The following is a 21,512-nucleotide window of genomic DNA, read 5'->3' as shown; positions in this document are numbered from 1 at the left end:
GTGGGCGCGGTCCCACCCCTCCGGGTGAAAGATTTCCGACGCATGCCGTTGACCTGCGACGTTCAGCCGGGTGATCGGCTCAACGGCACTGCGCCGACCGGCGGCAGACCCGCAGCGGTCGACACCAGGGACGCGAACGCGACGGCGTGTCGGGACAGATCGCCGTCGCTCTCCGTGGGCGACCAGGAGGCGCGCAGCTCGACGTCGTCCTCCCGCGGCGGCCCCTCGCCGGGGCCGCCACCGCCGCCGCTGAGCCCGCCGAAGCGGACCGACGAGGTCTGGGTGACGGTCCCGCCGAGCGCGGTGAACCCGGCGCCGGCGTGCTCGAGCGCGTCGGTCAGCCAGGACCAGCCGATCCGCGGCAGCATGTCGTCGCCGAGCTGGCCGGGCTCCAGCCGGGCCTGCACGAAGCAGACCAGCCGGAAGGTGCCCTCCCAGCGTTCCTGGCCGTCGGGGTCGTGGAGCAGGATCAACCGGCCGGAGGTGTCCGGCTCGTCGAGGTCGTCGGTCCCGTCGCCGCGGTGCCCGATGTCGGCCTCGACGCTGGTCGCCCAGCTGTACGGCGCGAGCCGGGGCGGGGCCTCGAGCGGCCGCACCACGAGCTCGGGGCGCGGTCGGACCGACGCGAGCGAGCGGACCGCGCTGCGGAACGCTGCTGGTGGTGGTGAGTTCGGGTCCGGCACGGCGTCGGACTCTAGGGTGCGATACCCGTCGTACCTGGCAGGCGCGCCGGGGCGCCCGAGCACCGGCCCGGTCCGCGTGGGATCATCCGGAGGTCATGACTGCAGGCATCGTCTCCGCGCCCCCCGCCCGCCGCGACCTCGCGGGAGCACCGTTCCTCGACGCGGCGCGCGGTGCGACGCCGTCGCGGCTGCCGGTCTGGTTCATGCGCCAGGCAGGTCGCTCGTTGCCGGAGTACCGGGCCCTGCGCCGGGACAACGCGATGCTCGAGGCGTGTCTCACCCCGGACCTGACCTGCGAGATCACCCTGCAGCCGGTCCGCCGCCACGACATGGACGCGGCCATCCTGTTCTCCGACATCGTGGTGCCGCTGTACCTGGCGGGCATCGGGGTGGACATCGTGCCGGGTACCGGACCCGTCGTGGACTCGCCGGTCCGCACCGCCGCCGACGTCGCGGCGCTGCCCGAGCTGGCGCCCGAGCAGGTGGCGCGCGTCACCGAGGCGATCGGCCTGCTGCTGCCCGAGCTGGGCCGCGTCCCGCTGATCGGGTTCGCGGGCGCCCCGTTCACCCTCGCCTCCTACCTCATCGAGGGCGGCCCGAGCCGCAACCACGAGCGGACCAAGTCCCTCATGCGCTCGGCCCCCGACGTGTGGCACGCCCTGCTCGGCAAGCTCGCCGTGCTCACCGGCACGTTCCTGCAGCAGCAGGTCGCCGCCGGGGTGGACGCGGTCCAGCTGTTCGACTCCTGGGCGGGCGCGCTGTCCGAGCGCGACTACCGCGAGTTCGTGCTGCCGCACTCCGCCGCCGTGCTCGGCGCGCTCGCCGGTGCCGGCGTGCCGCGGATCCACTTCGGGGTCGGCACGGCCGAGCTCCTGGGCGCGATGACCGACGCCGGCGCCGACGTGATCGGCGTCGACTGGCGGACCCCGCTCGACGTCGCGGCGCGCCGGGCCGGCGGTGCGGTGCCCGTGCAGGGCAACCTGGACCCGGCGGTGCTGTTCGCCGGTCAGGAGGCCGTCGACGCCGAGGTCGTGCGGATCGCCGCCGAGGGGGCCCGCACCCGCGGGCACGTGTTCAACCTGGGCCACGGTGTCCTGCCCCCCACCGACCCGGACGCGATCACCCGGACCGTCGAGACGGTGCACGCCCAGCCCGTGGGCGGTCCGACGGGCGACCGTCCGTCGCGATGACCCGCGTCGCCGTCGTCGGCGGCGGTGTCTCCGGTCTGGCCTGCGCGCACCGGCTGCGCACGCTGCTCGGCCCGGCCGCCGAGATCGTCGTGCTCGAGCAGCGTGACCGGCTCGGCGGCGTGCTGCGCACGGTCGACCTCGCGGGGACGCCCTTCGACGTCGGCGCCGAGGCCTTCCTCGCCCGCCGCCCCGAGGTCCCCGCGCTGCTCACCGAGATCGGGCTGGCCGACGCGCTCACCCACCCCACCGCGGCGACGGCGACGATCCGCGCCGGCGGGCGGACCGTCGGCCTGCCCCGCGGCACCCTGATGGGCGTGCCCGGCCGTGACGCCGACCTCGGGGGAGTGCTGTCCGACGCCGGACGGGCCGCGGTCGCCGCCGAGCCGACCACGCCGCTGGACTGGGACCCGGGCACCGACGTCGCGCTCGGGGCGCTGCTGCGCCGCCGGTTCGGCCCCGAGGTCGTCGACCGGATCGCCGACCCGCTCCTGGGCGGTGTCTACGCCGGGCGGGTCGACCGGCTCGGCCTGCGCGCCACCGTCCCGGCGCTGGCCGCCGCGCTCGACGCCGGGGCCGGGTCGCTCACCGAGGCGGCCAGTACCGGGATGGCCGCGTCCGGCCAGCGCAGCGGCACCCTCGCCGCCGGGACACCGGCCGCGGGGGTCGGCGCCACCACACCGCCGGTCGCCGGGAGCCGGGTCACCGGGAGCCGGGCCGCCGTGCCGACCGCCGCCGCGGGCTCCGGGGCCGGCCCCTCCGCGGTGCCACAGCCGGTGGCCGCGGGACCGGTCTTCGGTGCCGTGCGCGGCGGCTACCGCGAGGTGATCGCCGCACTCGTCGCCGCGTCCGGGGCCCGGGTGCGCACCGGCGTCACCGTGCGGGAGCTGCACCGCCGCCCCGACGGCTGGCGGCTCGTCCTCGGACCGGTCCCGCAGCCGGAGGCGCTCGACGTCGACGCCGTCGTCCTCGCCGTCCCCGCACCCGCCGCCCGCCGGCTGCTGGAGCCGGTCGCACCGGCCGCGGCCGCCGCGGCCGGGCGGATCGAGCTCGCCTCCTCCGCGGTCGTCGCGCTCGCCTTCCGGGCCGCCGACGTCGCCGGCATGCCCGGCACCTCCGGTTGTCTGGTCGCCGCGGACGAGCCCCTGTCGGTCAAGGGCGTCACCCACGCGTCGACGAAGTGGGCCCACCTCGGTGAGGACGGCCTGGTCCGGCTCCGGGCGTCGATCGGCCGGTTCGGCGAGGAGGCGGGCCTACAGGTCGACGACGCCGAGCTCGTCGCCCGTGTCCGTGCCGACCTGGCCGTGCTCGACGGCGTCGACGCCGTCCCGGTCGCGTCGTTCGTGCAGCGCTGGGGCGGCGGTCTGCCGCAGTACGGCGTGGGGCACGGCGCGGTCGTCGACGCGCTGGAGTCCGCCGTCGCCGCCGTCGGGGGGCTGGAGGTCGCCGGGTCGATGCTGCACGGGGTCGGCGTCCCCGCCTGTGTCGCGACCGCCCGGGCCGCCGCCGAGCGGCTCGCCCCGGCCCTGCCCGCCGCACGGACCGGTCGCTGAGGGCACCCTCACCGGCCGCGTACCATGCCGGACATGGCCCGCGTGGACGTCAAAGCGATCAACGACACCATCCGCTACACCATGTGGTCGGTCTTCCGGGTCGAGCCCGGCCGCCTCGGCGACGACCGCTCGGCCGCCGCCCGCGAGGCGACCGAGTACCTCGACTCGCTCGCCAACAAGGACGTCGCCGTCCGCGGCGTCTACGACCTCGCCGGTGTGCGGCACGACGCCGACTACATGATCTGGTGGCACGCCTCGGAGATCGAGTCGCTGCAGGCCGCCTTCTCCGACCTGCGCCGCACCACCGCGCTCGGCCGGGCGAGCGTGCCGGTCTGGAGCCAGACCGCGCTGCACCGCCCGGCGGAGTTCAACAAGAGCCACGTCCCGGCGTTCATGGCCGGTGAGGACCCGAAGCGCTACGTCTGCGTCTACCCGTTCGTCCGGTCCTACGAGTGGTACCTGCTGCCCGACGCCGAGCGTCGGACGATGCTCGCCGACCACGGCAAGGAGGCCCGGGACTACGCCGACGTGCGCGCCAACACCGTCCCGGCCTTCGCCCTCGGCGACTACGAGTGGATCCTCGCCTTCGAGGCCGACGAGCTGTACCGCATCGTCGACCTCATGCGGCACCTGCGCGGCACCGAGGCCCGCCGCCACGTGCGCGAGGAGATCCCGTTCTACACCGGCCCGCGGGTCGAGGTCGGCGACCTCGTCGCGTCCCTGCCCTGAGCGGCGGGTGGGGACCGCCGCCCGGCGGCCCCTACTCCGCGGCGGGCTCGAGGGTCAGCGACACGGAGTTGATGCAGTAGCGCAGGTCGGTGGGGGTGCCGTAGCCCTCTCCGGCGAACACGTGGCCCAGGTGGCCGTGGCAGGTCGCGCACAGCACCTCGGTGCGCGTCATGCCGAGGCTGGAGTCGGTGCGCTCGATGACGGCCTCACCCGCGAGCGGGGTGAAGAACGACGGCCACCCGCAGTGCGACTCGAACTTGGAGTCGCTGCGGAACAGCTCCGCCCCGCACGCCCGGCAGCGGTAGACCCCGGTGGTGGTCGTGTCGGTGTACTCACCGGTGAACGGGCGCTCGGTCCCGGCCTTGCGGAGCACCTGGTACTCCTCCGGGCTGAGCTGGGCCCGCCACTCGTCGTCGGACTTCTGCACCGGCGCCGCCGGGAGCTCGGCGTCGGAGGTGGTGGTGTTGCGGCTGAACAGACCCATGCATCCACGGTAACCCGTTGATCGGTCGTGCGCCGCCGGTCGTCAGACCCAGGTGGCGACGACGAACCCGGCCGCGTTCGCGATGACCCAGGCCGCGACGAGCAGCAGCAGCACCGTCACCCCGACGGCGGCGGCGCGCTGCGGCCCCCGGAGCCGGTTCGCCGACTCCGCGAAGTCCCCGACGCCGCGGATGTAGCCCTCCACCGAGCACGACGGCACCCGCTGCATGCGGTCCAGGTGCGCGGCGAACGCGCGTGCCTCCGGGTCGTCCGGGTCGAGGCCCAGCAGGTCGTCGTCGAACCGGGGGGACCGGTCGGAACTCATGGGCACACGATAGACGCCGGGGGTAGGTTCGCCGGGTGGCGAGCCGTGAGGTCGTGATGCTGCAGGTGGACGGGCCCGAAGGGCCGCGTGACGTCCGCCTGACCAGCCCGGACAAGGTCGTGTTCGGCGAGCTCGGCATCACCAAGCGCGAGGTGGTCGAGTACTACGTCGCGGTGGCGGAGCCCATGGCCGCCGCGCTGCGCGACCGCCCCACCAACCTGAAGCGGTTCAACTCCGGGGTGGACGGCGAGCCGTTCTTCGTCAAACGCGTCCCGAAGGGCGCGCCGGACTGGGTGCGGACCTGCACGGTGACCTTCCCGAGCGGCCGTACCGCCGAGTCGGTGTCGGTCACCGAGCCTGCGACGATCGTCTGGGCGGCGAACCTCAACACCCTCGACTTCCACCCGTGGCCGGTCCGCTGCGCCGACACCGAGCACCCCGACGAGCTGCGCATCGACCTCGACCCGCAGCCGGGCACCGACTTCGGCGACGCCGTCGTCGTGGCGCAGGCGCTGCGCGAGGTCCTCACCGAGGCCGGGTTGACCGGATGGGCCAAGACCTCCGGCGGGCGGGGCGTGCACGTCGCCTGCCCGATCCGGCCCGAGTGGGACTTCGTGCAGGTCCGGCACGCGGTCATCGCGCTCGCCCGCCGCGTCTGCCGGCGCATCCCGGAGCTCGCCACCGTCGACTGGTGGAAGGAGGAGCGCGGCGAGCGGGTGTTCCTGGACTACAACCAGGCCGCCCGCGACCGCACCATCGCCTCGGCCTGGTCGGTGCGCGGGCTGCCCGCCGCGACCGTCTCCATGCCGGTCACCTGGGACGACCTGCCCGAGGTCGACCCCGCCGGGTTCACCCTGCGCACCGTGCCCGGGCTGCTGGAACGGCACGGGGACCCGCACGCCGGCGCCGGCGAGAACCGGGGGAGCTGCGCGACCGCGCTGGAGTGGTACGCCGAGGACGAGGCCGAACGGGGGCTGGGGGACCTTCCCTACCCGCCGGAGTACCCGAAGATGCCCGGGGAGCCGCTGCGGGTGCAGCCCAGCCGGGCGCGGAAGCAGGACTGAGCGTCCTCACCGCCGCGGGTCCACCAGCCCGCTGCGGAAGGCGAGGATCACCGCGTTCGTCCGGTTCCCCGACCCGGTCTTCATCAGGATCCGGTTGACGTGGGTGCGGACCGTCGCACCGGACAGCACGAGCCCCGCGGCGATCTCGTCGTTGGACCGTCCGTGCGCCATGAGGGTCAGCACCTCGCGCTCACGCGCGGTGAGCCGGGCCAGGAGCTGGGGCGGGTCGTCGCGGTCGGGGTCGGTGGCCACGAGTGCGGCGATCACCCGGCTCGCGACCTCCGGGTCGAGCCACGCGTCGCCCGCCGCGACCCGGCGCACCGCCGGGACCAGGTCGGCCGGGGCCGCGTGCTTGAGCAGGTAGCCGCTGGCACCCGCGCGCAGGGCGCCGTACACGGCGTCGTCGTCGTGGAAGGTGGTCAGCACCAGCACGCGGGTCAGCAGGTCCGGGTCGTCGGCCCGGTCCGCGGTGATCGCCCGTGTCGCGGCGGTCCCGTCGGTGCCCGGCATCCGCAGGTCCATCACGACGATGTCCGGGCGGTCGCGCCGCACCAGCTCGACCGCGGCGGCGCCGTCGGCGGCCTCACCGACCACGGCCAGGTCCGGGGCACTGCGCAGGAGCATGCCCACACCGGTGCGGACGAGCGGGTCGTCGTCGGCGACGACCACGGTGACGGTCACCGCGCCCCCGCCCCGGAGCCGTCGAGCGGGAGCTCGGCACGCAGCACGAAGCCGCCGCCGCCCGGGCCGGACTCGATGTGCCCGCCGACCAGCGCGGCCCGTTCGGCGAGCCCGCGCAGCCCGTGCCCGCCGACCGGCAGCCGGTGGTCCGGGCCGGTGATCCCCGGGGAGCTGCGCACGGTGATCCGCAGCCGTCCGGGCTCCCACAGCTCGTGCACCCGGACCAGTGCCCCGGCGCCGCCGTGCTTGATCGCGTTGGCGAGCCCCTCCTGCACGACCCGGAAGGCGGTCAGCTCCACGCTCGGGTCGGCCCGGCCCGGATCGCCGTCGACGACGTGCTCGACGTCGAGCCCGGACGCGCGGGAGGTCTCCAGCAGGTGCGGCACGTCGGCCAGGCGCGGTGCGACGACGCCGTCCCCGGCCGGGTCCGGGCCGGGGGAGGGCGCGCGCAGCAGCCCCAGCATCCGGTGCATCTCGGTCATCGCCGTCACCCCGCTCGCCTCCACCGCCGCCAGCGCGGCGACCACCTCGGCCCGGGTCGGGTCGTCGTCGGGGCCCGCGGTCAGGCGGGCCCGGGCCCCCGCGGTCTGCAGGACCATCGCGCTGACCGTGTGCGCCACGATGTCGTGCAGCTCCCGGGCCAGGTGCAGCCGCTCGGCCCGGACGGCGTCGGCGGCGTCGCGCTCGCGCAGCTCCTCCACCAGCCGTGTCCGCCGCTCGGCGAGGTGGGTGAGCCGCCCGACCGCCCAGACCGCGGCGAGGACGACGGCCCAGGCCAGACACAGCGCGGCGAAGAAGCGCGAGCCCACCCCACCGGCGGCGTTGGCGTTGCTCACCGCGAGCGGGACCGGGCTCGCCGCGAGCACCGCGAGCGAGTACCGGGCCGGCGCCCGGCAGGCGACGGCGTGCAGCGCCACGAGGAGCCCCGCGAACGGGGCGAACCCGGGCAGCACCAGCCCGGCCAGCGCCCAGCACCACTGGAGGGCGAACACCCGGTACGGGTACCGCCACCGGAGCAGCAGCGTCGCCAGCACGACCACCTCGACGACCGGCACCACCCACGCCGGGAGCTCTCCGCCGCCGCGCAGCCTGCTGTCGCCGCCGTGCACGTAGAGGTCGGCCCCGACCGCCAGCCCGACGACCAGGATCTCGCCGACCGAGCGGCGCCGGGTGGTCATCACGTCCCTACCGGCAGAAGATCCCGAGGAAGCTGCACAGGATCGACGGGGACTCCGGCGGCGGCCGACGCCCGCCCTCGCCGTCACCCGGACCGGCCGGCGGCCCGGTGCCGACGCCCGTGCCGTCCTCCTCCGCGTCGCCGGACCCGGCGGGCCGCCCGCCCGGGACACCGCGACCGGGGGACGGGTCACCGGTCCCACCGGACCGCCCACCGGGGCCCGGGTCGACCGTGGCACCCGGGTCGACGGCGGGGCCCGGGGCGGCGGCCGGGCGGGTCACGGCGTCGTACGGGGTGAGCAGGTGCGCCGCGACCGCCTCCTCGCTGCCGAAGCCGTCCGTCCCGGCCCGCGACGACGGCGTCGCCAGCACCAGCCCGACGACCGGCTCGTCCGCCCCGGCCGGGGACCGGCCGCTGACCTGCACCCCGGCGACGTCGATCAGCTCGGTCCCGGCCGGGTCCCAGCCGCACACCGCGACCCGGACGGGTGCGGGGCCCTCGCCGGCCCGCAGCCGTCGCGACAGCGGTGGGTGGACGAGGACGGCGGTGGGCGTCACCAGGGTTCCGGTCCCGCCGAGCTCCGGGCGGCCGCCGGCGCCCGGCAGGAGGATCGCCACGAGTGAGTCGGTCATGTCGATCAGCCTCGCGGGCCCACCGACCGGTGTCATCAACTCTCTGCGGTACGTGCGGTCGAATCGTTGCGGCAGCGACGGGATACGCCGCCGCGCCGATTCCGCGGGCGCCGCCGGTGCCCAGGATCGGACGGCACCGGGACACGGCGACACCGCCGGCGGAGCGCCCGGGGTGAGGGGACACCCACGATGACGACACCGACGACGACACCGACGACGACCACCGGCCGGCCGGCCGGGACCCGACGGCCCCGGGCGGCGCGCGGTGCCGTCCGTCGCCTCGGCGTGACCGCGGCGCTCGGTGCCGCGCTGCTCGCCGGCGGCGCCGGCACCGCGCTCGCCGCCCCGCCGACGGCGCCCGCCCCGGCGGGTCCGGCGCCCGCCGCGCTGCCCTACGGCCCCTACACCTGCAAGAGCGGCTTCGTGTGGCGGGAGATCGGGCCGAGCGACCCGGTCTGCGTGAGCGTCGCCTCGCGCACCACCGCCCGCGCCGAGACCGCGGCGGGCCCCGCGAACCGCGCCGGGTCCGGACCGTACGGCCCGGACACCTGCAAGCCGGGCTTCGTGTGGCGGGAGGCCCAGCCCTCCGACCACGTCTGCGTGTCGTTCTCCGGAGCCGCCCGGGACCGGGTGCGGAGCGAGAACGGCAACGGCGTGCTCAACCTCGCCGACCCGGCCGGCGTCCCGTCCGGGCGGGTGTCGATCACCAACAGCCGTGACCAGCTGTCCTGCTACATGTACGGCAGCGGGCGGGCCACCCCCGGCGCCGAGCAGTGGTTCTGGAGCGTCGGGGTCCCCGGGTACGGCACGATCCGGGCGGGCGTCGCGCGGGCCGACGGGGCCGGGGTCGTCCCGTCGACGAAGCTGCGCGACGTCTACCGCAACGGCAACGGTCCACTGGGGATCCCGGTCGTCGTCGCCGACACCGCCACCGGGGTGGTGACCCGCGCGGGCACCACCAACTCCTACGGCAACTGCTGAGTCCACGCCCCGCCCGGCCCCCTCGTCCGACGGGGCCGGGCGGGGCGCCCGGGGTGGCACAATCGTCTCCCATGTACGCGGTCATCGACGACGGCCCCTACGCCGGCGAGCAGGTGCGCATCGACCCCGACGCCACGGGCCGTCCGCCGCGGACGATCGAGCTGTCCGACCCCGGCGGGGACCCGAGGGGCTACGTCCTGATCGGTCCGCACGCCGACGCCGACCGGTGGATCTACCGGCGCGCCCGCGGCGACATCGACGAGTGATCACTCACCGCGTTCGCGGGCGCGCTTGCGGCGCTTCCCCTCGTGCATGGCCGCGACCCGCGGCACCGGGATCGCCCGGCCCTCGGTGAGCAGGACCTCCGGCAGCGGGGCCGGCCCGGGCCGCAGCTCCGCCCAGGTCGGACGGCCCGCGAGCAGCCCGGCCACCGTGCCCACCGTGAAGTCGGCGGGCGTGACCCGGTCCAGCTCGTCCCAGGTGAGGGGGAACGACACCGGCAGGCCGGGGCGGGCCCGCGGGCTGTAGGGCGCGGCGAGGGTGGCGCCGCCCACGCGCGTCGGGTCGAGGAAGACCCGGCCGCCCCGGTCGTCCCGGATGAACGCGGTCGTCGCGACGTCGGGGGCCAGCGCCGCGGCACGGGCACACACCGCGCGGGTCGCGGCGAACGCGTCGTCGACCGGGAGCGGCTCCGACAGCGGGACCACCAGGTGCAGGCCGGTCGCGCCGCTGGTCTTCACCGCGGCGGCGAGGCCCAGCTCGGCCAGCGCCGCCCGGACCGGGTGCGCGGCGGCGACGACCCGGTCGAAGCCGGCGCCGTCGGGCGGGTCGAGGTCGACGACGAGCTCGCCGGTGGTCGTCGCACCGTGCGGCACGAGGGTCGGGTGGAACTCGACGGCGCGCTGGTTGCCGAACCACAGCAGCGTGCGGCGGTCGTGGCAGAGCGGGTAGTGCACGGTGCGCTGCGACGAGTCCGCCCACACGTCCACGGTCGGGATCCAGCCGGGCGCCCCGCGCGGGAGGTTCTTCTGCATGAACGGCGCCTGGCCGGGGCGGGCCCGCACCACCGACAGGGGCCGGTCGGCCAGCGCGGGCAGCAGCAGCGCGGCGACGGCGTCGAGGTGGTCGAGCAGGGCCCGTTTGGTGACGCCGGCGCCGTCGAAGGCCTCGGCGTCGAGACTGGTGAGCTCCACGCCGTCGCGGACCTCGTCGACCTGCCGGCGCGCCACGGCTCAGCTCCCGATGAACCCGCGCTCGGCCAGCCAGGCCCGCGCGACGTCACGGGGGCTCTGCCCGCCTGCGGAGACCCGGCCGTTGAGCTGCTGCATGGTCTGCTGGTCCAGGGCCGCGGTGATCGGGGCGAACAGGTCGGCGACCTGCGGGGCCCGGTCGAACACGTCGGCCCGGAAGACCGGGACCGCGCTGTAGGTGATGTGGTAGCCGCGGTCGTCGGTGAGGACCTTCAGGCCCAGCGCCGGGATGCGGCCGTCGGTGGCGGCGACCTCGCCGAACAGGCAGACGCCGTCGGCGGTGGACTGGAAGATCAGACCCTGTTCGAGGGTCTCGCGGCGGTCGCGGGGGAGCTCGAAGCCGTAGGCGCGCTGGAGCCCGGCGAGGCCGTCGGCGCGGGAGGCGTACTCGGTCTCGACGCAGACGTCGCCGGGCTGACCGGAGCGGACGTAGGCGGCCATGTCGCCGATCGTGTTCAGGTTCAGCCGCGCCGCGGTCGCCCCGTCGACGACGAAGGAGTACGTGTTGTCGAACCCCGCGCGGTCCAGCCACACCACGCCGTTCTGCGCGCGGTCGCGGGTGCGCAGCTCGGCGAGGACCTGGTCGTCGGGGAGGGGACGGGTCTCGCGCAGGTACGACGCCCACGCCGTGCCGGTGTACTCCCAGTAGGTCGAGATGTCCCCGGACAGCAGCGCCTGCCGGGTCACGTCGGAGCCCCCGACGTTGCACCGGTCGGTCACCGACGCCCCGGCGGACTCCAGCGCCGCGATCGAGATCTGGCAGAGGATCTGCTGCTCGTCGAAGTTCTTCGACCCGACGACGTAGGTCCGGCCGGACAGGTCGACGCGCGGGGCGAGCGACCCGGCGGAGGCCCGCGGCCCGCCTCCGGCGAGCCCGGTGCAGCCGCCCGCCAGCAGCGCGACGGCGAGCAGGGCCGGGACCAGCGTCCGCAGCCTGCGGCCGGGGAAGGGGCTCACGGGATCGTCCTGGTTCGCGGGGATGGGTGGTCCGGCCAGCCGACCACGATCCGTCCGTCGGCGCAACGCCCACGCACACACGGTGATCGACCCGGAACACACCGCGTCCCCGCACCCGGTGGAGCCGGGGCGGGGACGCGGTGGGTGTACCGGGACACCTCAGCCGATGAAGCCCTTCTGGGTCAGCCACTCACGGGCGACGTCGCGCTCGTTCTGGCCGAAGGAGGACACCTTGCCGTTCAGGTCGAGGATGGTGTTGTAGTCCAGGGCCTGGGCGATCGGCGCCAGCACCTGCCGGACGGCGGGGTTGGCGTTGTAGACGTCGGCCCGGATGGTCGGCGCCGCGTTGTAGGTGACGTGGTAGCGCTTGTCGTCGTCGAGGACCTTGAGCTTCAGGCCGGGGATGCGGCCGTCGGTGGTGAAGACCTCGCCGAACAGGCACTTGTTGTCGGCGGTCGCCTGGTAGATCACGCCGGTGGCGAGGACCTGCGGGTTCTGGGCGGTGAAGCCGTAGGTCTGCTCCAGGCCGCGCAGGCCGTCGTCACGCGAGTTGTACTCGGTCTCCACGCACATCGAGCCGGCCGGCGCCTTGCCCGCCTTGATGTAGTCCGCCATCTGCGACAGCGTCGTGATGCCGAGCTCCTGCGACTTCGCCTCGGTCATGGCGAAGGCGTAGGTGTTGTTGAAGTTGGCCTTGTCCAGCCACTGGATCTTGTTCTGCTCCAGGTCGCGCTGGGCGACGAGGTTGTAGAGCTCGTTGTCGTCGGTGATCCGGCGGGTCTCCTTGAAGAAGGACGCCCAGGCGGTACCGGTGTACTCCCAGTAGATGTTGATGTCCCCGGCCAGCAGTGCCTGGCGGGTGACGTCGGTGCCACCGGTGTTGCAGCGGTCGGTGACGCTGCCGCCTGCCGACTCGAGGGCGGCGACGGTGATCTGGCAGAGCACCAGCTGCTCGTCGAAGTTCTTGCCACCGACGACGTAGTTCTGTCCGCTCAGGTTGCCGGCCTGGGCCAGGGAACCGCCCGAGGCCGAGGGGCCGCTGCCGCTCAGGCCGCCACAGCCCGCCAGGGCGAGCGCCGCCGCGGCGGCCATCGCCGTCAGGGCGAGACGCCGGGATCGTCCGAACTTCACGTGTCCTCCAGGGAATGCGGTACTGCGGGGATTCGGGGGCGAGCGGGGGCCCGCGTCAGCCGGCGTTGCGGCGGACGGCGTACTCGGCGAGACCGGCGAGCCAGTCCACGATGAGGGCCAGCGCGGCGACGATGGTCGCCGCGACGAGGGTTCCGGTGGGGCGGCCGAGCTCGAGCATCCCCTTGATCGGCTCGCCGAGACCGCCGGCGCCGACGTAGGTGGCCAGGGCCGCGGTGCCGACGTTCAGGACGAGCGCGACGCGGACACCGGCGACCATGACCGGCGTCGCCAGCGGCAGCTCGACGCGCAGCAGCGTCTGCCGCGCCGACATCCCGATGCCGCGGGAGGCCTCGATCAGCGCCTTGTCGACCTGCTGGAGACCGACGACGGTGTTGGTGAGCACCGGCAGCAGCGCGGCCAGCGCGAGCGCGACGACGGCCGTCGGCAGGCCGAGACCGAGCGGGGAGAACGCGAGCAGCACGATCACACCGAACGCGGGCAGCGCCTGCATGAACCCGGTGAAGGCCAGGATCGGACGCTGGATGCGACGCGCGGACGGGCGGCTGATCGCGATGCCGGCCGGGATCGCCACGATGATCACGACGAGGGTGGACAGCCCGGTCAGGATCAGGTGCTCGCCGAGCCGCTGCCCGAGCGAGGACGCGTTGATGACCGAGGCCTCGACGTCGTCGAGCCCCCGGGACGCGGCGTAGATCAGGACCAGCACCACGCCGGCGACGGCGATGAGCGGGTTGACGATGAGCGACCGGTCCAGCCGCCGCGTCCTGCGGACGACCGGCTCGGCCGAGGGCGACCCGGACGGCGCGGCTCCGCCGGTCTCCTCGGTGGCGGGGGCGCTCACGAACCGGCCTTGGTCTTGAGGCCCTCGACCAGGTCGCGCCACCAGAGCGCGCCCTGCAGCTTCTGCTGCTCGTCGACCACACCGACCAGCTCGGTCTGGGAGTCGAGCATGACGTCGACGGCGTCGTAGACGGTGCCGGTGCGCGGGACCGTCACCAGCTTCGGCAGGTCGGCGGTGCCCGGCAGGTAGGCCCAGCGCACCGGGCGGCCCTCGGCGTCGGCCTCGTAGGTGGGGGAGCCGTTGCGGGCGGCGGTCCCGTCGAGGTCGACCGACTGCAGCTCCAGGCGGGACAGCTCCAGCAGCGACAGCCGTCGGACCGCGGCGCCGGCGCCGACGAACTCGGCGACGAAGTCGTTGGCCGGGTGGGTCAGGATCATGTCGGGGGTGTCGTACTGCTGCAGCGTGCCGCCGGGCCCGAACACCGCGATCCGGTCGCCGAGCTTGACCGCCTCGGTGAGGTCGTGGGTGACGAAGCAGATGGTCTTGGCGATCTGCTGCTGCAGCTCCAGGAACTCGTCCTGGATGCGCTCGCGGGTGATCGGGTCGATCGCGCCGAACGGCTCGTCCATCAGCATCACCGACGGGTCCGCGGCGAGCCCGCGGGCGACGCCGACGCGCTGCTGCTGGCCGCCGGAGAGCTGGCGGGGGTAGCGGTCGCGGTACATCTTCGGCTCGAGCCCGACCAGGTGGAGCAGCTCGTCGACCCGGGCGGTGATCCGGTTGCGGTCCCAGCCGAGGATCCGCGGGACGACGGCGATGTTGTCGCCGATCGTGAAGTGCGGGAACAGGCCGACCTGCTGGATGACGTAGCCGATGCGGCGGCGCAGCTCGTCGGCGTTGACGTCGGTGACGTCGTCGCCGTCGAGCAGGATGCGGCCGGTGCTGGGCTCGATGAGCCGGTTCATCATCTTCAGCGTGGTCGTCTTGCCGCAGCCGGACGGCCCGATGAACATCGAGATGGTGCCCTCGGGCACGTGCAGGTCGAGCTCCTGCACGGCCGGGGTGGTGGACTTCGGATAGGTCTTGCTGATGCCTTCGAGAGCGATCATCGGCTTGCCGGAATCAGACACGGATCCCCCTCGGGGTGGTGAAACGCTGCACGATCCAGAAGACGACCTCGTAGACCGCAGCCACGACGAGGCAGCCGAGCGTGGCCGCCAGAACCTGGTTGAACGAGTTGACCGATCCCAGCCGTTGCAGGCCGAGGAAGAGCGAGGAGCCGAAGCCCGGGCCGTTGATGGCGCCGGCGACGACCGCGATACCGATGATGATCAGGACGGCGACCCGGATGCCGGAGAGGATCACCGGCCAGGCCAGCGGCAGCTGGATGGTGAACATCCGCCGGACCGAGCCCATCCCCATCCCGCGGGCGGACTCGAGGACGGCGTCGTCGACCGAGGAGAGCCCGGCCACGACGTTACGCAGCACCGGGTAGATCGCGTAGATCGTCAGCGCCGTCAGCGACGGCGTGACGCCGAGCCCGAGGATCGGCTGCAGCAGACCGAACAGCGCCAGCGACGGGATCGTCAGCGCCGCGGAGAACACGATCAGCAACGCCTCGCGGGAGCCCGCCCGGACCGGCCGGCTCCACGAGTCGGGAGTCAGCCGATTGGTGTGCAGCAGGGTGCCCGCCACCAACGAGATCACGACCGCGATTCCGACCGAGATCGCGACCAGCAGGAAATGCTGCTGGCCGTAGAACACCAACTGGTTCAGCTGGGTGCCGACATAGGTGAAGAAATCCACCGTGCTCCTTCCGCCCGGGGTCCGTGCCCGCCGCTCGGGGCAGGAGCACGGTCCTTCCGCACCACTCGTCGTCGGGTCCGTTCGGCGTTACACCCACCCGAACGACGTGACCGGGAGTTCGCGTACGCCCACCGGTGTGGTGGGCGCGACCTGCGGTCTCCCGCTCGCCGGACGGAGCCTAGCCGCAGAACGGTGGCCCCGGTAAGCCGAACGGACCGTTCCGCGACGATGGCGTAGCCATTCCGGAAACGTTTCGTACGCCCGTTGTCGCAGGTGAGGATGGGCGACAACGCCGTTCCCGCAACCGTCCCGGAAAACGGCGGATACGCAATCGTGACCTTCTGCGCCGGTTTCGTCGCATCCCGGCCATGGTCCGGACCTACCCAGGGTGAGCCGCCCGGAGCACGCGGTTACGGCGGGCAGACCACGGGCTGGGAGGGCGCCCGGCCGGTCAGCAGCGCCCGGTCGACGACGTCGGTGACGCACGGGGTGCGCGGGTAGGCCCCGGTCCCGCTGCCCTGCCAGCGCACCAGCCGCCCCGTCGCGAGCTGCTGGGCGGTCCGCTCGGCACCGCTCTGCGGCGACCGCGGGTCCTGCGCGGTCCCGATCACGACGACCGGGGGCGGGGGAGCGCCCCGCGGCGCCGCCGGGACGACCGGCCCGCCCGACGGCCACGGCCCGCAGGCCACGAGCTCCTGCGCCGCCGCGACCCCGAACAGCGGGAAGCGCTGCTCCCACTGCCCGGCCAGGTCCGCGGCCTCGCCCGGGGTGACCCGCACCCGGCTGTCGTTGCAGCGGGTGGCCAGGGTGGCGTCGAAACGGCCCTGCGGACCCCCGAGCGGGGCGAGGATGCGGACCAGTCCCGCCGGGTCGCCGTCGCCGGCCGCGACCAGCGCGGACTGCAGCTCCGGCCAGCGCGCGGGCTGGGACATGACCGACCGGACCGCGCGCAGCGTCGCGCCCGCGGTGACCGCGTCGCCGTCGCCGACGGGCAGCGCGGTGCGGGACAGGCGGAACACGAGCTCGTCGACGTAGCCGCGCGGGTCGGGACCCAGCGGGCAGGTCGGCGACGCGGTGCAGGCCCCGGCGAAGGCATCGAAGGCCTTCTCCGCCGCCGCGGTCGTGGTCTCGGTCCGGGCCGGCTCGTCGAGGGTGGGGTCACCGGGCCCGTCGAGCACGACCCGCCCGACGGAGCCCGGGTGGGCGCCGATCCAGGCGGCCGCCGCGTCGGCACCGTCGCCGACGGCGAGCAGGTCCAGCCGGGCCGCGCCCAGCACGGACCGCAGCGACTCCAGGTCGTCGGCTCCGCTCGCGGCGCGGTAGCTGGTCACCGTGCCCGACAGCAGCAGGTTGCAGTCCTGCACGACCTCGCGGGCCCGCTCCAGCAGCGCCGTCATGGCGGCCTCGTCGCGGCGGTCCGGTCCGGCGTCGAGCAGGGCGGCGCGGGCGTCGACCGGGGCGCAGTCGAGCAGGTCCTCCCCGGCGCCGCGGCGGTCCACGCCGATCACCTGGTAGCGGTCGAGGACGGCGGCGGGGAGCCGGGCGGCGAGGCTCACCGCCGCCCGTGCGGACCCGTCGGTGCCGGTGTCACCCAGCACGACCAGCGCCGGGCGCCCGTCCGCCGCGCCGGGTGTCGTGACCCGGGTCAGGCCGAGCCGGGCCGGGCCCAGCTCGGGACGGTCCCGGTCGGCGGGCACGGTCAGCCGGGCGCAGCCGACGGACAGCACGCGCCCGGCGGGCAGCGGGGTGCCCGCCGTGGTCAGCGCCGCGGCCGTGTCGGCGGTGCAGTCGGTGAACCCGGTGGTGCGGACCGGGTCGGAGTCGGGCAGCAGGTCAGGGTCGGCGGGCGGGCCCGCGGCCGACGTCGGGGGCGCGGCGGGCAGCTGTTCGCCCCGCACCGCCACCGGCGGTCGCTGCGACGGCCCGACCGCACACCCGGCGAGCAGCAGTACGGCGAGCAGCAGGACCCCGAGCACACTCCACCGCCGCACGAGCACCGATCATGCCCGTACCGGGGTGTGGCCGCGGTGAGCGCCCGCACCCCCTACCGGGCGGTCCAGCCGCCGTCCTGGGACAGCGACGTGCCGGTGATCGACGCCGACGCCGGCCCCCACAGCAGCGCGGCCAGCTCCGCGGTCTCGGCGGGCTCGATCAGCCGCTTCACCGCCACCGGGGTGAGCATGATCTTCGTGACGACCTCGTCCTCGGAGATCCCGTGCGTGCGGGCCTGGTCGGCGATCTGCGCCTCGACCAGCGGCGTGCGCACGTAGGCGGGGTTGATGCAGTTGCTGGTCACGCCGTGCTCGGCGCCCTCCAGTGCGGTGACCTTCGACAGGCCCTCCAGGCCGTGCTTGGCCGAGACGTAGGCGGACTTGTACGGCGAGGCCCGCAGGCCGTGCGCGGACGAGATGTTCACGACCCGCCCCCAGCCACGGGCGTACATGTGCGGCAGCGACCGGCGGATCAGCCGGAACGGCGACTCCAGCATCAGGCGCAGGATGTTCGAGAACATCTCCGGGTCGAACTCCTCCAGCCGCGAGACGTGCTGGCGGCCGGCGTTGTTGACCAGGATGTCGACGTCGGTGGGCAGCTGCTCCACGGCGTCGAGGTCGGACAGGTCGCAGCCCAGCGGCGTGACCAGGTCGCTCTGGGCGGCCAGTGGGGCCACCCGGTCCTCGGCGAGGTCCACCGCGTACACCCTCGCCCCGTCGGCGACGAGCCTGCGGGCCACGGCGGCCCCGATCCCGCTGCCCGCCCCGGTGACGAGGGCCGTCCTGCCGTCCAGCACTGCGCTCATGCCGACGACCGTACGGTCGTCGACCGGTCCGGCTCCTGTGAGCCGGGTCACGGACCCGGCCGGTGGGTCAGGAGACCCGCGGGCGGTCGTCGCGGCGGGCCGCGTCCAGCTCCAGGCGCACCGCGACGGGCAGGTCCGCCATGCCCAGCGCGTCGCGGATCCCGGGCAGGATCTCGGCGTCGAGGCGGCGGCAGATCTCGCTGACCTCCCCGTCGGCGACGTCCTCGCCGACCCACACGGTGGCGCGCACCGCGGGCGCGGAGGTGCTGCCGACCATCCGGGCGCGGGCCCGGGTCACCCCGGGCAGTGTGGCGGCCCCGTCGGCGACGGCGTCGGCCGCGGCGGAGGCGCCGATCCGGATCTCGGTGTCCGGGCCGCCGTCCAGGACCAGGTCCGGCCGGCTCTCCGGGCGCAGCGACCGCGCGGTCCACCAGACCCCGAGCAGCACCAGCACGAGACCGGCCAGGATCGCGACCAGGCGGGCGGCGGTGCCGTTGGCCAGCAGGAACTGCTCGACCACCGGGTCGAGCAGCGGGCGCTGCGGGCGGCCCCGCCCGAAGACCCCGGTCACCAGCAGCACGGTGAGCACGCCGACGGCGAGCAGCACCACGCCGAGCAGGACGAGCCCGCCGCGGGCGCCGCCCGCGGAGCGGTACTGGGCGCGCCGCGCGGTCCGGGCGGCGCGGCGCGGGTTCGGGCCGGAGGTCCCCGGCGTGCTCCCCGTCGAGGTCACGGCGTCGGCCATCACTGCACTCCCTTCGAGCCCGGCTGCTCCGGGGTGGCACGCACGGTCAGGCGCGGGCGCCGCGCGAGGGGCAGCGCGTCGAGGACGCCGGAGGCGGCACCGCGGGCCGCCTCGCGCAGCGCGTCGGTGTCGCCGCGGCCACGGGCGTTCACCACGACCGACCGGGCCGACGCGGTCACCGACGCCGCGGTGACCGGGTCCGCGGCCCGGACCCGGGTGCCGACGAGCCGGGCCAGCACCCGCGGCGCGGTGGCGACGGTGAGCCCGGGCGACGGCGCGTCGAGGGCGACGTCGTGGCGGCGGGCGAGCAGCCCGACGAGCAGGAGCGCGGCCCCGGCGACGATCACCCCCACGGCGATCCAGAGCACCGGCTGGGCGGTCCACAGGGTGTTCTGGACGGTGGTGCGCCAGTCCCGCCAGGGGACGAGCAGCCCGGCGCCGGAGACCCGGCCGATCCAGGCGGCCACCACCTCGACGACGACGAGCGCGCCGATCGCGGCCACCACCAGGCTCAGCAGCGGCGCGAGAACGCGGAGCAGGACACGCACGGGCCCGGCCTCCCTCTTCCGACTCGTTCAGGATCCGACGGTTCTACTGCACGCGCGGGGAGTCCGGGCGCGGCCGGGCGTCCTCCGGCCGGAGGGCCTCGACCTCGACGGTCAGGCCGCGCAGCCGGTGCCCGGTGGTGCGACGGAGGTCGGCGTCGATCCGCTCCCGGACGTCGGCGACGGCGGCCCGCACCGACCCGGGGTGGGCCAGGGTGAGCCGCAGCCGGACGTCGACCTCACCGGCGTCGCCGGTCGCGGCGCCGACGGCGGCCCCGACCGTGCCCCGTGCCGGACCGGGCCGGCGGGTCACCCGTGCGGTCGGCCCGGACTCGCCGACGTCGAGCCCGGCGACCCGCCGGGCGCGGTGCCGGGTGGCCGGGGCGGTGTCCGCGGCGTACTCGACGATCTTGCGCAGCACCGCCGGGTCGATCTCCAGGACACCGCGCTCGGCGGGGTCGGGGAGGGTGCTCACCGGTCGCGGCCCCGGCCGAGGCCGGACAGGTCCAGCTCGCCGTCGAGGAGGCGGCCGACGACCAGGCCGATGATGCCGAGCACCAGGGTGATGACGAAGGCGAGGAAGCCGCCGGTGGCACCGGCGACTCCCAGCAGGAGGCCTGCGAGCAGGCCGGTCTGGGTGGCGTTCATGGGATGTCCTCTCCGGGACGGGTGGAGCGGTGGGTGTGCCGGCCGGGCCGGTCGACCCGGGGGTGCGTGCGACGTCGGACGGTGCGGATCAGGGCCACCAGGACCCGGGTCGGCAGCGGCAGGTCGGGCACGATCTCGATCGGCGCGTCGTAGCGGCGGTCGTCCGGGTCGGGCGTCCGGCCGGCGTCCCGCCCGGACGCCATCGCGCGGAAGCGGGCCAGCCCGGCGCGGAAGACCTCGGGGTCACCGCCGCGGTCGGGGTGGTGGGTACGGACGAACGAGCGGTAGGCCGACCGCTGCGCGGGGGTCAGGCCCCCGTGCCCGCCGGGATCCGGCTCGTCCATCCCGTACCCACCTCCACCTCAGGGGACCTCCACGTCCGCGACCGTCACGTCGACGGGGGCCCCGTCGACCAACGGCGCGAGGGATGCCCGCAGCGCCGCGACGGTAGCCGGGATCGGCCGGTCCAGACGCAGCACCACCCCGATCTCGACCGGTTCGTCGGTACGGCCGACGAGCACGCCGACCAGCCGCCGCCCGGACAGCCAGGTCGCGACGGTCCCGAAGGCGCCGCCGTCGAGCCGCACCACCGACGGGTGCGCGACGACGGCCTCGGCGACCAGCTCGGCCAGCGCGGCCGGTGCCGGTTCCCGGCGCCGCTGCGCGGCGACCTCCGCCGCACCGGGCGGACCGGTGACGACGGCGGCGGGGGACCGGGCGCCGGGCGGGGTCGGCTCGGGCACCGTCACTCCACGACGCGGCCGGTCGGGGCGGGAGCCACCGGGGCCTCGTCGCGGTTGTCGTCCTCGCCGGCCAGGTGGATGTCGTTCACCGAGATGTTGACCTCGATGACCTCCAGCCCGGTCATCCGCTCGACGGCGCCGACGACGTTGCGGCGGACCGCGGAGGCCAGGTCGGCGATGGCGACGCCGTACTCGACGACGACGTCCAGGTCGACCGCGGCCTGCTTCTCGCCGACCTCGACGGCCACACCCGCGACGGTGGACGCGCCGCTGGTGCCGCCGCCGGGGATGCGCTCGCGCAGCGCACCGAAGGCGCGGGACGCGCCGGAGCCCATCGAGTACACGCCGGAGACCTCGCGCGCGGCGATGCCGGCGATCTTCTGGACGACGGACGCGGCGATGGTGGTGCGGCCCTGGCCGGTGCCGTCGGCGAGGCGTCCCGCGGGGGCCGCGCCCGGGGTGGTGGCCGGGGTGGTGGTCGGGGTGCCGGAGGTCATCGGTGCTCCTCTCACGGGCCGGCCCCGGGTGGGGGCCCGCCGCGGTGCGTGTGGTGTCCCCCGTGGGATGCCCGTCCGTGGCCCTCCCTCACGGTG

27 protein-coding genes are annotated in these 21,512 nt (G+C 75.2%); 6 read left to right on the top strand and 21 right to left on the bottom strand.

Going from position 1 to position 21,512, the window contains the following annotated elements:
• Positions 1-62: 62 nt before the first annotated feature.
• A complete protein-coding gene (locus KPF22_RS19010; protein WP_179760319.1) occupies positions 63-683 on the bottom strand; it encodes a DUF3000 domain-containing protein in 621 nt (206 codons plus the stop codon).
• 95 nt (positions 684-778) lie between these two features.
• On the opposite strand from KPF22_RS19010, the gene hemE reads away from it, so the two are divergent.
• From hemE to hemQ, 3 genes are read left to right on the top strand one after another with little or no spacing between them, the layout of a single operon-like run.
• The gene (gene hemE, locus KPF22_RS19005; RefSeq protein ID WP_208820164.1) at positions 779-1,873 is read left to right on the top strand and encodes a uroporphyrinogen decarboxylase; all 1,095 of its coding nucleotides are present in this window, start codon (positions 779-781) and stop codon (positions 1,871-1,873) included.
• A complete protein-coding gene (hemG, locus tag KPF22_RS19000) occupies positions 1,870-3,423 on the top strand; it encodes a protoporphyrinogen oxidase (protein WP_224402855.1) in 1,554 nt (517 codons plus the stop codon). Before hemE ends, hemG begins: the two co-directional genes overlap by 4 nt.
• Before the next feature lie 33 nt (positions 3,424-3,456).
• Positions 3,457-4,152 carry a hydrogen peroxide-dependent heme synthase gene (hemQ, locus tag KPF22_RS18995; RefSeq protein ID WP_224402854.1) on the top strand — a complete coding sequence of 232 codons (696 nt, stop codon included), beginning with the start codon at positions 3,457-3,459 and terminating at the stop codon, positions 4,150-4,152.
• 31 nt (positions 4,153-4,183) lie between these two features.
• Here the strand turns inward: hemQ and msrB are convergent, their stop codons facing one another.
• Both msrB and KPF22_RS18985 read right to left on the bottom strand, forming a co-directional pair.
• A complete protein-coding gene (gene msrB / locus KPF22_RS18990; RefSeq protein WP_208820170.1) occupies positions 4,184-4,636 on the bottom strand; it encodes a peptide-methionine (R)-S-oxide reductase MsrB in 453 nt (150 codons plus the stop codon).
• Positions 4,637-4,678: 42 nt separating this feature from the next.
• The gene (locus KPF22_RS18985; RefSeq protein WP_062402379.1) at positions 4,679-4,960 is read right to left on the bottom strand and encodes a hypothetical protein; all 282 of its coding nucleotides are present in this window, start codon (positions 4,958-4,960) and stop codon (positions 4,679-4,681) included.
• Positions 4,961-4,995: 35 nt separating this feature from the next.
• On the opposite strand from KPF22_RS18985, the gene ligD reads away from it, so the two are divergent.
• Positions 4,996-6,024: a non-homologous end-joining DNA ligase gene (gene ligD, locus KPF22_RS18980; RefSeq protein WP_374107502.1), complete on the top strand. Its 1,029-nt coding sequence runs from the start codon at positions 4,996-4,998 to the stop codon at positions 6,022-6,024.
• Positions 6,025-6,030: 6 nt separating this feature from the next.
• Here the strand turns inward: ligD and KPF22_RS18975 are convergent, their stop codons facing one another.
• The 3 genes from KPF22_RS18975 to KPF22_RS18965 are packed head-to-tail and all read right to left on the bottom strand — an operon-like array spanning position 6,031 to position 8,514.
• Positions 6,031-6,705, bottom strand: a complete 675-nt coding sequence (locus tag KPF22_RS18975) for a response regulator transcription factor (protein WP_208820172.1) — start codon at positions 6,703-6,705, stop codon at positions 6,031-6,033.
• A complete protein-coding gene (locus KPF22_RS18970; protein WP_224402853.1) occupies positions 6,702-7,883 on the bottom strand; it encodes a sensor histidine kinase in 1,182 nt (393 codons plus the stop codon). Before KPF22_RS18970 ends, KPF22_RS18975 begins: the two co-directional genes overlap by 4 nt.
• 7 nt (positions 7,884-7,890) lie before the next feature.
• Entirely contained in the window at positions 7,891-8,514 is a 624-nt protein-coding gene (locus KPF22_RS18965) for a hypothetical protein (protein ID WP_224402852.1), read from the bottom strand.
• A 189-nt stretch (positions 8,515-8,703) separates the two neighbouring features.
• Between KPF22_RS18965 and KPF22_RS18960 the strand changes: the two genes are divergently transcribed.
• Together KPF22_RS18960 and KPF22_RS18955 are read left to right on the top strand one after the other, a co-directional pair.
• On the top strand, positions 8,704-9,495 hold the full coding sequence (locus tag KPF22_RS18960; protein WP_224402851.1) for a hypothetical protein: 792 nt from the start codon (positions 8,704-8,706) through the stop codon (positions 9,493-9,495).
• A gap of 71 nt (positions 9,496-9,566) precedes the next feature.
• Positions 9,567-9,761: a hypothetical protein gene (locus KPF22_RS18955; RefSeq protein ID WP_062402385.1), complete on the top strand. Its 195-nt coding sequence runs from the start codon at positions 9,567-9,569 to the stop codon at positions 9,759-9,761.
• On the opposite strand, the gene KPF22_RS18950 is transcribed toward KPF22_RS18955, so the two are convergent.
• From KPF22_RS18950 to KPF22_RS18880, 15 genes are all read right to left on the bottom strand, one after another.
• Complete coding sequence (locus KPF22_RS18950; RefSeq protein WP_208820183.1) at positions 9,762-10,724, bottom strand: ATP-dependent DNA ligase; 963 nt, start codon at positions 10,722-10,724, stop codon at positions 9,762-9,764.
• A 3-nt stretch (positions 10,725-10,727) separates the two neighbouring features.
• Positions 10,728-11,702, bottom strand: a complete 975-nt coding sequence (locus KPF22_RS18945) for a glycine betaine ABC transporter substrate-binding protein (RefSeq protein WP_224402850.1) — start codon at positions 11,700-11,702, stop codon at positions 10,728-10,730.
• 159 nt (positions 11,703-11,861) lie between these two features.
• Positions 11,862-12,833 carry a glycine betaine ABC transporter substrate-binding protein gene (locus KPF22_RS18940; RefSeq protein ID WP_224402849.1) on the bottom strand — a complete coding sequence of 324 codons (972 nt, stop codon included), beginning with the start codon at positions 12,831-12,833 and terminating at the stop codon, positions 11,862-11,864.
• A gap of 55 nt (positions 12,834-12,888) precedes the next feature.
• Positions 12,889-13,695 (bottom strand): ABC transporter permease, encoded by an 807-nt coding sequence (locus KPF22_RS18935; RefSeq protein WP_208820186.1) that lies wholly within the window; start codon positions 13,693-13,695, stop codon positions 12,889-12,891.
• Entirely contained in the window at positions 13,692-14,744 is a 1,053-nt protein-coding gene (locus KPF22_RS18930; RefSeq protein ID WP_062402403.1) for an ABC transporter ATP-binding protein, read from the bottom strand. Before KPF22_RS18930 ends, KPF22_RS18935 begins: the two co-directional genes overlap by 4 nt.
• A 13-nt stretch (positions 14,745-14,757) precedes the next feature.
• Positions 14,758-15,441, bottom strand: coding sequence for an ABC transporter permease (locus tag KPF22_RS18925; RefSeq protein ID WP_208820188.1), 684 nt, complete (start codon positions 15,439-15,441; stop codon positions 14,758-14,760).
• A gap of 410 nt (positions 15,442-15,851) precedes the next feature.
• Positions 15,852-17,432, bottom strand: coding sequence for an alpha/beta hydrolase (locus KPF22_RS18920; RefSeq protein WP_208820190.1), 1,581 nt, complete (start codon positions 17,430-17,432; stop codon positions 15,852-15,854).
• Between the two features lie 53 nt (positions 17,433-17,485).
• Positions 17,486-18,238, bottom strand: a complete 753-nt coding sequence (locus KPF22_RS18915) for a 3-hydroxybutyrate dehydrogenase (RefSeq protein ID WP_178375173.1) — start codon at positions 18,236-18,238, stop codon at positions 17,486-17,488.
• A gap of 67 nt (positions 18,239-18,305) precedes the next feature.
• Positions 18,306-18,983 (bottom strand): alkaline shock response membrane anchor protein AmaP, encoded by a 678-nt coding sequence (locus KPF22_RS18910; protein WP_208820195.1) that lies wholly within the window; start codon positions 18,981-18,983, stop codon positions 18,306-18,308.
• A complete protein-coding gene (locus KPF22_RS18905; protein WP_208820197.1) occupies positions 18,983-19,531 on the bottom strand; it encodes a DUF6286 domain-containing protein in 549 nt (182 codons plus the stop codon). Before KPF22_RS18905 ends, KPF22_RS18910 begins: the two co-directional genes overlap by 1 nt.
• 43 nt (positions 19,532-19,574) lie before the next feature.
• Entirely contained in the window at positions 19,575-20,003 is a 429-nt protein-coding gene (locus tag KPF22_RS18900; protein ID WP_208820199.1) for an Asp23/Gls24 family envelope stress response protein, read from the bottom strand.
• Entirely contained in the window at positions 20,000-20,176 is a 177-nt protein-coding gene (locus tag KPF22_RS18895; RefSeq protein ID WP_167410056.1) for a hypothetical protein, read from the bottom strand. The genes KPF22_RS18900 and KPF22_RS18895 overlap by 4 nt, the downstream gene beginning before the upstream one ends.
• Positions 20,173-20,520, bottom strand: a complete 348-nt coding sequence (locus KPF22_RS18890; protein WP_224402848.1) for a hypothetical protein — start codon at positions 20,518-20,520, stop codon at positions 20,173-20,175. The genes KPF22_RS18895 and KPF22_RS18890 overlap by 4 nt, the downstream gene beginning before the upstream one ends.
• 18 nt (positions 20,521-20,538) lie before the next feature.
• Entirely contained in the window at positions 20,539-20,919 is a 381-nt protein-coding gene (locus KPF22_RS18885) for a hypothetical protein (RefSeq protein WP_224402847.1), read from the bottom strand.
• Between the two features lie 2 nt (positions 20,920-20,921).
• Entirely contained in the window at positions 20,922-21,416 is a 495-nt protein-coding gene (locus KPF22_RS18880) for an Asp23/Gls24 family envelope stress response protein (RefSeq protein WP_224402846.1), read from the bottom strand.
• Between the last annotated feature and the right edge of the window lie 96 nt (positions 21,417-21,512).

This window comes from Pseudonocardia sp. ICBG1034 (assembly GCF_020131375.1).
GTDB lineage: Bacteria > Actinomycetota > Actinomycetes > Mycobacteriales > Pseudonocardiaceae > Pseudonocardia > Pseudonocardia alni.
This window is presented reverse-complemented; position numbering and strand designations above follow the sequence as displayed.